The organism is Kiloniella sp., from assembly GCF_048270245.1.
In the GTDB taxonomy this organism is placed as follows: domain Bacteria; phylum Pseudomonadota; class Alphaproteobacteria; order Kiloniellales; family Kiloniellaceae; genus Kiloniella.
Window position 1 is genome coordinate 345,146 of the sequence record NZ_JBLWTH010000004.1, and the last position, 11,790, is coordinate 356,935.

12 protein-coding genes are annotated in these 11,790 nt (G+C 44.5%); 6 read left to right on the forward strand and 6 right to left on the reverse strand.

All coding sequences use genetic code 11. The features are described 5' to 3' along the window. The first annotated feature begins 141 nt into the window (after positions 1-141). The 3 genes from ACN0W5_RS11855 (at position 142) to ACN0W5_RS11865 (ending at position 2,760) form a co-directional block, all read left to right on the forward strand. Positions 142-1,038: an ABC transporter permease gene (locus ACN0W5_RS11855; protein WP_417454306.1), complete on the forward strand. Its 897-nt coding sequence runs from the start codon at positions 142-144 to the stop codon at positions 1,036-1,038. A gap of 1 nt (position 1,039) precedes the next feature. Beyond that, positions 1,040-1,834 carry an ABC transporter ATP-binding protein gene (locus ACN0W5_RS11860; RefSeq protein ID WP_417454307.1) on the forward strand — a complete coding sequence of 265 codons (795 nt, stop codon included), beginning with the start codon at positions 1,040-1,042 and terminating at the stop codon, positions 1,832-1,834. Between the two features lie 95 nt (positions 1,835-1,929). Then, complete coding sequence (locus tag ACN0W5_RS11865) at positions 1,930-2,760, forward strand: M23 family metallopeptidase (RefSeq protein WP_417454308.1); 831 nt, start codon at positions 1,930-1,932, stop codon at positions 2,758-2,760. A 44-nt stretch (positions 2,761-2,804) separates the two neighbouring features. Here ACN0W5_RS11865 and ACN0W5_RS11870 read toward each other — a convergent pair whose 3' ends face one another. The 3 genes from ACN0W5_RS11870 to ACN0W5_RS11880 are packed head-to-tail and all read right to left on the reverse strand — an operon-like array spanning position 2,805 to position 5,351. Beyond that, positions 2,805-3,203, reverse strand: a complete 399-nt coding sequence (locus tag ACN0W5_RS11870; protein ID WP_417454309.1) for a DUF6463 family protein — start codon at positions 3,201-3,203, stop codon at positions 2,805-2,807. Between the two features lie 56 nt (positions 3,204-3,259). After that, complete coding sequence (locus ACN0W5_RS11875) at positions 3,260-4,603, reverse strand: ABC1 kinase family protein (RefSeq protein WP_417454310.1); 1,344 nt, start codon at positions 4,601-4,603, stop codon at positions 3,260-3,262. After that, entirely contained in the window at positions 4,593-5,351 is a 759-nt protein-coding gene (locus tag ACN0W5_RS11880) for a TetR family transcriptional regulator (RefSeq protein WP_417430287.1), read from the reverse strand. The genes ACN0W5_RS11875 and ACN0W5_RS11880 overlap by 11 nt, the downstream gene beginning before the upstream one ends. Before the next feature lie 328 nt (positions 5,352-5,679). On the opposite strand from ACN0W5_RS11880, the gene ACN0W5_RS11885 reads away from it, so the two are divergent. Beyond that, the gene (locus ACN0W5_RS11885; RefSeq protein ID WP_417454311.1) at positions 5,680-7,032 is read left to right on the forward strand and encodes a mechanosensitive ion channel family protein; all 1,353 of its coding nucleotides are present in this window, start codon (positions 5,680-5,682) and stop codon (positions 7,030-7,032) included. On the opposite strand, the gene ACN0W5_RS11890 is transcribed toward ACN0W5_RS11885, so the two are convergent. Continuing rightward, positions 7,033-7,674: an HAD family hydrolase gene (locus ACN0W5_RS11890; protein ID WP_417454312.1), complete on the reverse strand. Its 642-nt coding sequence runs from the start codon at positions 7,672-7,674 to the stop codon at positions 7,033-7,035. It abuts the gene before it with no gap. Positions 7,675-7,779: 105 nt separating this feature from the next. On the opposite strand from ACN0W5_RS11890, the gene ACN0W5_RS11895 reads away from it, so the two are divergent. Continuing rightward, a complete protein-coding gene (locus ACN0W5_RS11895; RefSeq protein ID WP_417454313.1) occupies positions 7,780-8,634 on the forward strand; it encodes a C40 family peptidase in 855 nt (284 codons plus the stop codon). Between the two features lie 295 nt (positions 8,635-8,929). After that, the gene (gene moaA / locus ACN0W5_RS11900) at positions 8,930-9,919 is read left to right on the forward strand and encodes a GTP 3',8-cyclase MoaA (protein WP_417454385.1); all 990 of its coding nucleotides are present in this window, start codon (positions 8,930-8,932) and stop codon (positions 9,917-9,919) included. A gap of 22 nt (positions 9,920-9,941) precedes the next feature. Here the strand turns inward: moaA and ACN0W5_RS11905 are convergent, their stop codons facing one another. Together ACN0W5_RS11905 and ACN0W5_RS11910 are read right to left on the reverse strand one after the other, a co-directional pair. Further along, positions 9,942-11,195: an MFS transporter gene (locus tag ACN0W5_RS11905; RefSeq protein ID WP_417454314.1), complete on the reverse strand. Its 1,254-nt coding sequence runs from the start codon at positions 11,193-11,195 to the stop codon at positions 9,942-9,944. Positions 11,196-11,236: 41 nt separating this feature from the next. After that, a complete protein-coding gene (locus tag ACN0W5_RS11910) occupies positions 11,237-11,722 on the reverse strand; it encodes a molybdopterin-guanine dinucleotide biosynthesis protein A (protein ID WP_417454315.1) in 486 nt (161 codons plus the stop codon). Positions 11,723-11,790 lie beyond the last annotated feature (68 nt).

The window sequence follows — 11,790 nt, forward strand, 5'->3', positions numbered from 1 at the left end:
TCAAAAACAACAGTGATATAAAAGCTTTCAGGGAAGGCGAAATTCGTTTTGCGGATTTCGCCTTCTTGCGTTATGGAACTATCCAAGCAGCGTGATCTACGTAAAAACACAACAGTTAGAGAGCCGCAAGGCTTCGGATAAATGAACCTTATTTCCTTTATGGGTGCCATCGAATTAGGTCTGATCTACGGTCTAATTGCTTTAGCCGTCTTCTTGTCGTTCAGAATTCTCGACTTTCCCGATCTAACAATTGACGGATCGTTTCCCTTGGGGGCTGCCGTCTGCGCAACGATGATCGTCTCAGGATGTAACCCGGTATTGGCAACGGTTATTGCCTTCTTTGCTGGCGGCATGGCCGGACTGGTCACTGCATTTTTGAACTTACGCTTCAAGATCCTCAATCTACTCGCATCTATCTTGACCATGATTGCCCTCTATTCAATCAATCTTCGGATTATGGGGCGCCCGAATGTACCAATAATCACAGAAGAGACAATTCTGACATCTTTTGAAGGTCAAGGACTGCCCGGCTATTATCTGAAGCCAATCATTGCTGCTGTTATCGTCTTTGTTGTTGCCCTCATCGTTGCCCGGTTCCTCAATTCCGACTATGGACTAGCCATGCGTTCAACCGGTGCAAATCAGAAAATGGCCCGTGCCCAAGGAATTGATACCAACAAAACAACTTATATCGGTATGGCACTTTCAAATGCCCTTGTTGGTCTTGCCGGGGCTTTGTTTGCCCAAATGAACGGCTTTGCAGATATCACAATTGGTACTGGTACTATTGTGATCGGCCTTGCAGCCCTTATCGCAGGTGAAGCAATCTTTTCGACACGCGGCATGTTGATGGCCGTTCTTGCCTGTATCTTCGGATCAATTGTCTATCGCATCGCCATTGGTCTCGCCCTTAACGCGGATAGTATTGGGTTGGAACCTTCCGACCTCAACTTGGTTACCGCCTTATTGGTAACAATTGCCTTGATTTTACCCGGGGCTAAAAACCCCCTTAAAAAACTGATGAAGCGGGGGCACTAAAATGATCAATGTTCAAGATCTCCGCATCACTTTTGGCAAAGACACGCCAAACGAAAACAAAGCACTCCAAGGCGTAAATCTGTCCGTTGCCGAGGGCGAGTTTGTGACTGTCATCGGGTCAAACGGTGCTGGAAAATCCACATTTATGAACTGTTTGACCGGTGAGTTAATCGCCGACAGTGGTGCCATTACAATTGACGGAAAAGACGTCAGCCGATGGAAAGCAGCGCGACGGAGTAGTTTGGTCTCGCGGGTTTTCCAAGACCCTCTTGCGGGAACCTGTGAAGCTTTAACCATCGAAGAGAATCTTTCTCTTGCCCATTCAAGGGGGCAAAAACGCGGCTTTGGTCTGGCGATAAATAATACCAAGCGTGAACTTTTCAAAGAACGTTTGTCTCGCCTACGGTTAGGTTTGGAAGATCGTCTAGCAGACAAGATGGGACTTCTCAGCGGTGGTCAGCGACAAGCCGTCAGCCTAATCATGGCAGCATTGCAACCAACAAAATGCCTGCTTCTTGATGAGCACACGGCCGCACTTGACCCCAGAATGCAAGCTTTTGTGCTAGAACTCACTAATGATATTGTCAAAGAAACTGGCATCACGACCTTGATGATTACCCACTCTATGGGACAGGCTCTTCAGTTTGGGACAAGAACAGTAATGCTTCATGAAGGACAAGTTGTCTTGGATGTTTCTGGCGAAGAACGTAGTTCCATGACGATCCACGATCTCGTTGACATGTTTGGCAGGGTTAGAGGCGAGGAACTCGATAGTGACAGCTTGTTGCTTGGGTAACGTCTCGTCTCTAATTAAGTGACGGATAGTACACATCCAAGAGAAACAGGCGAGTAAAACTGGCTCATTAACACAGGAGAGTCTCGCGTAAGAACATGAAACATCTTCCCCTTACTTCTCTCCCCTTTTATAGCCTTGTAAGCGCTCTACTGACATGCCTTTTTTTATCATCCGCAACAGCAACCAACGCTGGTGAGCGTGAAGACTGCTTTCATCACAATAAGGTTTGTTATCTGACAGTTGAGGATAATAAACTTGCCCAGATTAGTGCCCAAAACAACTATGCTTTTCCTATGCGCATATCGCTACAAATGACGGGACACAATGTAATACCTGCAAAAAAAACAGAGAACGTGCGACTTGACCCAAATGAAATTAAAAGCATTCTCACAATAAAGGCAGAAAGCCATGGTGAGTGGCGTTACAGCTGGACATCACAGCTCCATCCCGACACAGGCAGCGCCAAACACGATGACACTGTGCTCTACCAGCTCCCTTTTCCAAAAGCCAAATCCTACCCCATCTCTCAGGGACCGAATGGAGCATTTTCTCACACTGGGCCAAATAGCTTTGCCATTGATTGGGCAATGCCTGTGGGATCAGAAATTTTGGCGGCACGCGAGGGGATTGTCATTTCACTCAGGGAAGATTCATCCCGTGGTGGCGCTTCGAATAAATATAAAAGCGAAGAAAATTATATCTGGATCCAACATCCCGATAGAACAATAGGTCAGTATCTGCACCTTAAGAAAGACGGTGTTGTTGTCCAAATAGGTGATAAGGTCAATAAAGGTCAGCTTATCGCCTATTCAGGAAACACAGGCTATTCCACGGCACCTCATCTGCATTTCCACGTTTCTACATCGCAGACACATGGCGCAGCCTTTCAAAGCCATCCCATTACCTTCATTACGGACGAGCCTTAGAACCCTATCCGTCAAAATGACCTGTCATACATCCCCGAGACGATTTAGTTCCAATTGTCATTAGCCGATTTATTCTTCAAGTAAAACCCGAATATTGCAGGTGTCATCAACCAAAATCCTGACGCAGGTATCAACAATATTCCCAACGCCGTCATACATACCAAAGAAATGAGGATAACCTCTTGAAAAGGCGGCATCACTGTTTTCTTCTCGTCACGATCAATCATATACCCAACAAGAAAAAGCGGAATTCCAAAGAAAAAGAACCAAACTGTGTTTCCTATCTCAGCGTTCGCAACGCCGGTATCAAAGAAACCCCTTGTGAAAATAAAGGCCACATGGGCTGGAAACATAATAAAGGTAAAAACAAGATGGGTTATGGATACGCCCATAATCCATCGACCAACCCATCGCAGCTCAATAATGTACGAAAATAATCTCACATAGCGTGACCTTTCCTCAAACAGATCTTTATGCCCCCTCATCGTCATCGGTATCTTTACACTCCGATCCATTTATTTCCGGTTTTTACTGTTGCGCCTAGTTTACTCAACAACAAAATCATTCCGCGATAGGTTCGGTCAAAGTACAAAAGGTTACGATTAATTTCTTTCATAAAAGGGGTAATTTTCCGGGTATCGGCCATCTTAATTTCTGGCCATTCCCAGTTGGTAAAGTCAAATTTTTCTTCCAGATATGGTTCAATCATCCATTTTTGAATAACATCTAGTTGAGGTTGCAAGATCGAACGAAATTCATCATTACTCATATCATCCTTACTGAGTTCCAGATCTTCATAGAAATGTCTTAGTCTTTCATAATCTGGCTCAACAGTATGATGATGAATAAGAAATTTGTAATAGTTAGATATGAACTTTGTGAATCCATTATCCATTTTTCGAACACAGCCAAAGTCCAGTAATCCCAACTGACCATTTTCCATAAAAAGAAAATTACCCGGATGTGGATCTGCGTGCACAAAACCTAGTTCAAAAAAACTGTCGAAGAAAAAATCAAATAAGAGCTGACCATACGCATTTTTCTCGTCTTGTGAAGGATTGGTTGCCAACCATTCATCCAAATGAAATCCTGTTAACAGTTCCGTTGTCAAAATACGTTCAGAACTATAATCATCATAAGTTTCCGGAACGACGATCTTCTCGTTCTTTATTCTTTTTTTAAACCACTTCAGGCTTTCGGCCTCTTGAAAATAATCAACTTCCCGATGCAACTGAATAGTGATTTCATCGAGAACAGTGTCGATAATGTTTTTATCTGGCATCAAATCAGTAGAGGCAGAAAAAACTGTCAGCAACCCACCGAGCATTTTCACATCGCTTTTAATCGATGCCGCAATTCCAGGGTACTGAACCTTAACGGCAACATCCTCTCCCGATCCAAGCTTTGCTTTGTGAACCTGTCCCAGACTTGCTGCAGCAAACGCCGACGAGTTAAAATCATCAAAAATTTTGCCTGGACTTTTACCAAATTGATCCCGAAATACCTTGTCAACCAAAGCCCGGTTTAAGGGCGTTGCTTTATAGCAAGCTTTTGATAACTCCCGTCGAATACCTTCGGGAAGAATATCCGCTTCCATGCTGAGAATTTGTGAGGCCTTTAACGCTGTTCCTTTAAGTTGGTTCAAAGCCTTGAAAAGCGTTTTCCCGATATCTTCTTCGTGTTTGATACGAGCATCTTCATCCTGTTCCGGAGAGGAATGTCCCACGGTAAATTTTTTCTTACCCACATGCCCCAGATGTCGTAAGCCAACCTTGGTTGCGGTTAATCCAATTGTTGCCGAACGATGCAGCTTTCTGGTTGCAATTGATCCCTTACCCCCCATGTTTCCAGCCTCCTTTGCCCGCGCCTTTATTGGCCATAGCGCCCAAGCCTTTCATTAGGCTCGAAAAACCCTGACCATTTTCTAGAAACCGCATCATCTGGCTTTTGATCATAAAGCTAACCAGATCAACACCCTTACCAAGCACGCCACTTTTTAATACTGTGGCAAAGAAATTTGTCGAAACCTCTACAAATTGAGTTGTCTGGGTGAATTCTTCACTTTCATCCTGTAGCCAATAGAGAACTATTCCCAATAAAGCATCAACCATCAGATGCGCTACGGCACTTTCAAAAGGAACATCCGGGATCTCACCATTTTCCACCGAATGTTCAAGAATTTGAATGATTTCTTTTTTCAGGGCTTTGCTTGCCGGGAACTCCCGCTGCATTAAAAAAGCCGGAGACTCTCGTAAAATCTCGATACTTTCGGCAACAAACTCACGATTTTCGATAAGGATATCTAGATAATTATAGATAAAAAATTGAAGTTTCTCTTCGAGAGTAAATTCAGGAAAATCGTCGGCTTCATCGACGAGCAGTATCACGCTATTCAAAGCAGACTCATGATAAGCCAGCAAAAATTTATCTTTGCTAGGGAAATACTTATAGATTGTTGAATCCCCCATTTTAGCTGCCTTGGAAATCTGCTTCATAGAAACATTGTGAAAGCCATGCTCGGAAAACAGATCCACCGCAACAGCAATCAACTTCGCTTTATTTGCTTCTTTTTGCTTGTTAGATATTTTCATATTGAGAATAACTTTCCATTAAACCCTTAATAAGTAAATTTAATGTATAGTATTTCTCAAAATCAACAACTAAATTAATGAAATCAACTCGCTTAAATTCCAGGCGTCAAATAATTATCTAAATGATATCAGATAGATAATTTAATACTGCCCAATTGACGCACCTCGAGACTCCTTGCCCCCAAACAAACAGAGCCTGTTCCCCATAGGATAAAATTGCTAAACTTACGATACAGGGCACAAAAAAAAAGCAACCACCCATAAAATAGGCAAAAACTGTGCACGCTTTTATAGAGATACAATTAGGAGGTTAAGTTTGGATTTTTTAATGATCCCAAGCCACGAAGAAATTTCCCACTGGATGGAACAGATCACCAGCTGGTTGGGACAAAATCTTTTGAGTTGGCCGGTCATTTTCCAACTTGGCTTCCTTCTTATCCTTCTTCCGCTTAGTCGCTACACGGGCAACAAATTACGCCCCATGGCGAGTGAGTGGAAGCAATTTGCCAAAACCCCACAAGCTTTAAGACTTATCCTGACCAACCTACTTCCCATGATCCCATGGGTGGTGTTCCTGTTAATGCTATGGGTCACGCTTGGCGCTTTGATCCAGCTTGAAATGCCTCTTCGAACAAGGTTTCTGATCAATACTGTTGCAAGCTTAACCTTGGCATGGGTCATCATCAACCTAACAACAAGTCTCATCAAAACACGTATCGTCGCACGGTTGGTCTCTCTTTTCATTTGGTCTGTCGCCGCCCTAAACATCTTAGGACTTCTCGGACTTGCAGAAGAGATACTAGATGCAGCCGCACTAGATGTTGGCGGATTAAGGATATCAGTCCTTATGGTGCTAAAAGGGGTTATTTCGCTCGCGGTATTACTTTGGGCCGCGATTGCCTTTAGCTCACTATTGGAACGTCGCGTAAAAGCCGTACCAGAATTAACACCTTCCGTTCAGGTCCTTCTTGGCAAATTATTAAAAGTCACCTTTATTGGTCTCGCCGTAATTGTTGGGCTTAAAACTGTCGGCATCGACCTCTCCGCTTTCGCACTTTTCGGTGGTGCGCTTGGTGTTGGCATCGGTTTTGGCCTTCAAAAGGTTATTTCCAACCTGGTATCCGGTATCATCTTGTTAATGGATAGATCCATTAAACCGGGCGATGTTATCGCCGTAAATGATACCTATGGCTGGGTTAAATCTTTCGGTGCTCGCTATGCCTCTGTTATTACCCGGGATGGTATTGAACACCTTATCCCAAATGAAGAGTTCATCACACAACGGGTTGAAAACTGGTCTTATACGAACAGCTGGGTCAGAGTACGTGTACCAATTGGTGTTTCCTATAACTCAGATCTTCACAAGGCCATTAATCTTTGTATAGAAGCCGCGAAAGAGAACAAACGCATTCTGGACAACCCCAAGGCAAACTGTCTTGTACGTAACTTTGGCGACAACTCTGTAAACCTAGAAGTACGGGTTTGGATTACCGATCCACAGAACGGAGTTGGCAATATAACGAGCGAATTGTTATTAGCTATCTGGGATAAATTCAAAGAAGAGAATGTCGAATTTCCCTTCCCCCAACGTGACCTTCATATCAAAGCACCAATCCAGATTGAAACCCTTTCAAATCAAACAGATTATGGGCAAGGTCAACCAGAAAACAAACCTTCTTGATTATAGAGAATCAACAACATTCAAAAAGTCCAACGGCTTATCAATAAGGTAGTGAACACCAGCGTCTTTTAATTCACTGACAGTTCCATAACCATAAGTAACACCAACCGATATCATCTTATTATTCAGCGCCCCCACAGCATCATGTTTCCTATCTCCAACCATGAGAGAACTTGACGGACGGCTTCCCGTTTTTGAAAGTGCGTACTCAAGTAAATCAGTTTTATTCGAACGCGTGCCATTCAATTCAGAGCCCAAAACCCGCTCGAAAAAGCTTTCAAGATTAAAGTGCTCAATTATTTTAGTGGCATAGATTTCCGGCTTACTTGTCGCGACAAAAAGGGGAAAACCTTTCTCTTTAAGGCTCTTAAGAAGAAGAACGATTTCTGGATAAATCTCATTCTCATAAAGACCTGTTTCTGCAAACCTCTCTCGATAGAGAGCAATAGCCTCCTCACTCAAAGATCTACCGCCAAGCAGCTGATCAAATGATTCTTTCAAAGGTGGCCCGATGCACCATTCCAGATCATCAGGCGACGGACTTTCCATACCAAGTTGTTCCAAAGCATATTGAATAGACTTCGTAATACCTTCTTTTGGATCGGTAAGGGTTCCATCCAAATCAAAGAAAATTGCCACCATTTTGACCTCTGGGCTGTAAAACAGGAACAAGAGCACTTTATTTACTCACTCGACAGTGGCAAGCTTGTAATCAAATAAGACTGACAGAGAAAGCCTGACGCCACCATGCCACAAACATTGGACCCTCGCCTCCATCCGCTGAGAAAAGATCTAGCTGCTGAATATCTGCGCGACAAAGTTGAGGCCTCCGCATACAGCAAAGGCTACGCGGCACAGGTATCAAGGGGTATCGTTCCCCTCAGACGGCATCCAGCAGATGAGGCTGGACAAGACACCGAGTTGCTTTTCGGCGAGAAAGTCACCGTCTATGAAGAAAAAAACGGCTGGGTGTGGGTGCAAAATGCCAAAGACAGCTATGTCGGCTACATACGGGCTGACACCCTGTCACGAGAAGTAAGACAAACAACACACAGGGTAAAAGCCCTTCGTACTTATGTATATCCCCAGCCTGCCATGAAAATCCCGCCGATAGACATGCTTTCAATGGAATCAACGGTTCTCCCCCTAAAAGAAGAAGGACGCTACACCCAAATTCAAGGCGGCGGATGGGTCTTTACCGATCATATTTGTTCACTTGAAACTAAAGCCCTAAGTCATGTAGATGTCGCATACCAATTTTTGGGTACCCCCTATTTTTGGGGCGGAAAATCTTCTGTTGGCATCGACTGCTCTGGTTTGGTTCAGGTATCGCTAAGCGCCAGTGGTATCAACACACACAGGGATACCTATGTCCAAGAAACAAATGCAGGTTTTCCAGTAAACTCCGAACAATGCGCTGAAGGTGACCTTATCTATTGGCCGGGGCATGTTGCTATTGCATTAGATAAAGAGAACGTTATTCATGCTACCGCGAATTCTATGGACGTTCTGATAGAGCCAATTTCCCACATCACAGAACGCGTAAAAATGGAAACGGGTGGGACAGGTATAACCGCTATTAAGCGAATATCGACAACATGATCTATATTAAGCGCGATGAAAGCCGCTTAATATATGACCTTGATATATGACAAGGTACAGTCTTTTGGCCTTCACTATAGGTTAGAAACTTAAATTGACTTGCAATTAACGACCTATGCGCCAAAGTGTAGGATGATTTTCAGGAATAAAAACAGAGCACCTGAAAGCTCAGGAGATATAATTGATGATTAATTCGTCAAACATACAAAAGGGCCTCGTCTCGTCCGCGGCTTCTGCGGCCAATACGCAAGGCAACATTCAGGATGGTCTCCCCGGGCAGGATAGCCACCCCGGAATGATAGACCCTTTTGGCCGTATGGTTGATTACCTGCGGATATCGGTCACCGACAGATGTGACTTTCGCTGTGTTTATTGCATGTCTGAAGACATGAACTTTTTACCAAAAAAAGAACTGTTGACGATTGAAGAGCTGGAAAGAGTTTCTGGTGCCTTCATCAACCTAGGCGTCAAAAAGCTTCGATTTACGGGTGGTGAGCCACTGGTTCGCAAAAACATTATGAAGCTGTTTAATGGCCTGACACCTTACCTGGAATCAGGACAGCTCAAGGAAATGACTCTGACAACAAACGGAAGTCAGTTGGAAAAGTACTCGCAACAGCTTGCAGATGCGGGAATGCGACGTATTAATGTTTCCCTCGACACACTCAATAAAGATAAGTTTGCCGCGATCACACGATGGGGAAAGCTTGATCAGGTCCTAGAAGGTTTACAGGCGGCCAAAAAAGCCGGGCTAAAAGTCAAGATTAATACCGTTGCTCTTCGCGGTGTAAATGATGACGAACTACACACCCTTGTATCTTGGTGCGGTGACGAAGGCTTTGATATTACCTTTATCGAAGTGATGCCGATGGGCGACATTGGTAACGAAAACCGTGTTGACCAGTATCTGCCCCTAACTGAAGTGCGATCCATTTTGGGGGAGCATTGGACCCTGAATGAGAGTGATCACAAAACAGGCGGCCCAGCGCGGTATGTTGAGGTCAAAGAGACTGGCGGAAAGATCGGTTTCATTACCCCCATGACCCATAATTTCTGCGAAAGCTGTAATCGAGTTAGAATGACCTGTACCGGAACCTTGTATCTCTGCCTCGGGCAAGATGATGCCATGGATTTGCGGGACCCCTTGCGCAGCAGTGATGAAAACGGGCCGCTAGAACAGGCAATATTTGAAGCCATTGCCCGAAAGCCCAAAGGTCATGATTTTATCATCGACCGGGAAGCCGACCCATCTGTTGCTCGACACATGAGTGTTACAGGCGGCTAAAGAGATAAAGGGAGGCTCCCGATCAAGCTCCCTTTATCCTTTCCACAGCCCTGTTAAGCTGATGGTATTTTTTCACCATCAGCGGGAAAAGATAATACCACCCCACACCAAGAAACTGTGCGACAAGCAGCATAACAATACCCGCTTGATATCCTTCGACAGCATAACCACCAGAGGCTTGCACAGGCCATAATTCGATTACCGCACCAACGGCCCATTGCCCGACAAAAGCAACTACAAACACAAAAGAGTTCAATGCCGTATTAACACGGCCAGCCAGATGACTTGGGAAAAACTGAGACAATCCCGGATAAATTAAATATCCCCCCGTTCCCAGAAAACCAAAAGCCATCCAAACAATGCTAACCATCAGGAAGGAATCTATTTCCAGTAGCAAAAGAGCCTGTGGGATCATACAAAGAAACATGCCATAAAACCCAATTGTTATCGGGCTGATCTTATGTCGACGCAACCAGTCGGTCACAATGCCACCAACAAGAAAACCAGTAAAAACGGCAACAGCAATCAACGTTAACCCCCACGCAACGACACCTCGATCAAATCCGGCGACATCACGTAACCAAGGGCCAGACCATAATGCCTGCAAAGAAAAGAAGGCCGCCTGAGACATCACAGTAAAAGGTGTGATTCGCCAGAAGAACGAACTTTTAAAAACAAGGCCATAATCCTTGATCTGCTTTGTAATACTTTCACTTGCGGGAACCTCACCTCGTCGAGGAATCACAAGGTAAATCAGCACGGAAATGACCAAAGACATCACCGCAAGGACAACAAAAACGCCACGCCAGCCCATAAGTTCGGAAAGAAACTCAACTGGCGCCGTTCCCGCAATGGCCCCCAAACCACCAGCAGCAAGGTGACAGCCGTTAATTAAAGCTAGACGTTCTTTGGGAACCCAGCTGACATAGGCTTTAAACGCCGCCATCATGCAAGCGGATACGCCAAAACCTATCAAAGCCCGGCCCAAAACAAGAAGCGGGAAAGTTTCTGCCCAGGAAAATAATAACGCACCCGCAGCTGTCAACAGCAGAAAAGCACTTTCCACTTTTCGCGGTCCATAGCGATCAAGCAAAACCCCCAAAGGGAGCTGTGTAAGAGCAAAGGCGATGAAGAAGGCGCTTGTCAATAACCCCAGATCAGCTGCTGACAAATTCAATTCAGCAACAAGATCAGGGGCAATAACAGCATTCACAACGCGTAATAAAAACGAAAGAAAATAACCAATCGCAAAGGGAAGAAAAATACGGGCAATCATAAATTAATTGTTACTCACCGAAATTATAAAAAAGCCAAGTTTCACTGAAGAATTACTTGGTGTGTAAAGTTCCGACCATTGGTAACCGTTATCTGGGTAAACCCCATCAAGGCTGCGAGATCAAAAAAGGTAAAGACATCTTCGACACCCAGCTCCTGAAAAACGGGTAAAGTTCGAACACCCGCAGTCATATTGGCAAAGATAGCACGTGCGCGATAAATCGTATCCAATCGGCCATCTTCCAACCCAACAATAATGAGCTTTTCCGCATCATTACCCTTTGCAAAAATTGCCGCTGTCGGGGCAAATTCCCGTTGCATGTTCTGCTGTGTAATAGAAGTGACAAAAGCGATGCGGGTTTTACGGTTCGCTGTTGCAATCTGCTTGGCCCTGGCTTTGTAAACTTCCCGGTAAACCGGATCTGGATAATAGTAACCCGCGTGTCTGTCTGCAGCCTGAACGGTCGCGCCTAAGACTGCGCAATAACCAACGATGGTCAGAATTGCGAAAAAGAATGAACGGATCAAAATAACTCCCCTTTGAAATATTTTATTTATCAATCAGTATCAGACATTTTGACAGCGCTGCAAGTGGC

What these genes read in the sequence shown, in the direction of transcription:
- ACN0W5_RS11855 (WP_417454306.1), top strand. Translation starts at nt 142, where the DNA reads ATGAACCTTATTTCCTTTATGGGTGCCATCGAATTAGGTCTGATCTAC.
- ACN0W5_RS11860 (WP_417454307.1), top strand. Translation starts at nt 1,040, where the DNA reads ATGATCAATGTTCAAGATCTCCGCATCACTTTTGGCAAAGACACGCCA.
- ACN0W5_RS11865 (WP_417454308.1), top strand. Translation starts at nt 1,930, where the DNA reads ATGAAACATCTTCCCCTTACTTCTCTCCCCTTTTATAGCCTTGTAAGC.
- ACN0W5_RS11875 (WP_417454310.1), bottom strand. Translation starts at nt 4,603, where the DNA reads ATGGGGGGTAAGGGATCAATTGCAACCAGAAAGCTGCATCGTTCGGCA.
- ACN0W5_RS11880 (WP_417430287.1), bottom strand. Translation starts at nt 5,351, where the DNA reads ATGAAAATATCTAACAAGCAAAAAGAAGCAAATAAAGCGAAGTTGATT.
- ACN0W5_RS11885 (WP_417454311.1), top strand. Translation starts at nt 5,680, where the DNA reads ATGATCCCAAGCCACGAAGAAATTTCCCACTGGATGGAACAGATCACC.
- ACN0W5_RS11890 (WP_417454312.1), bottom strand. Translation starts at nt 7,674, where the DNA reads ATGGTGGCAATTTTCTTTGATTTGGATGGAACCCTTACCGATCCAAAA.
- ACN0W5_RS11895 (WP_417454313.1), top strand. Translation starts at nt 7,780, where the DNA reads ATGCCACAAACATTGGACCCTCGCCTCCATCCGCTGAGAAAAGATCTA.
- moaA (WP_417454385.1), top strand. Translation starts at nt 8,930, where the DNA reads ATGATAGACCCTTTTGGCCGTATGGTTGATTACCTGCGGATATCGGTC.
- ACN0W5_RS11905 (WP_417454314.1), bottom strand. Translation starts at nt 11,195, where the DNA reads ATGATTGCCCGTATTTTTCTTCCCTTTGCGATTGGTTATTTTCTTTCG.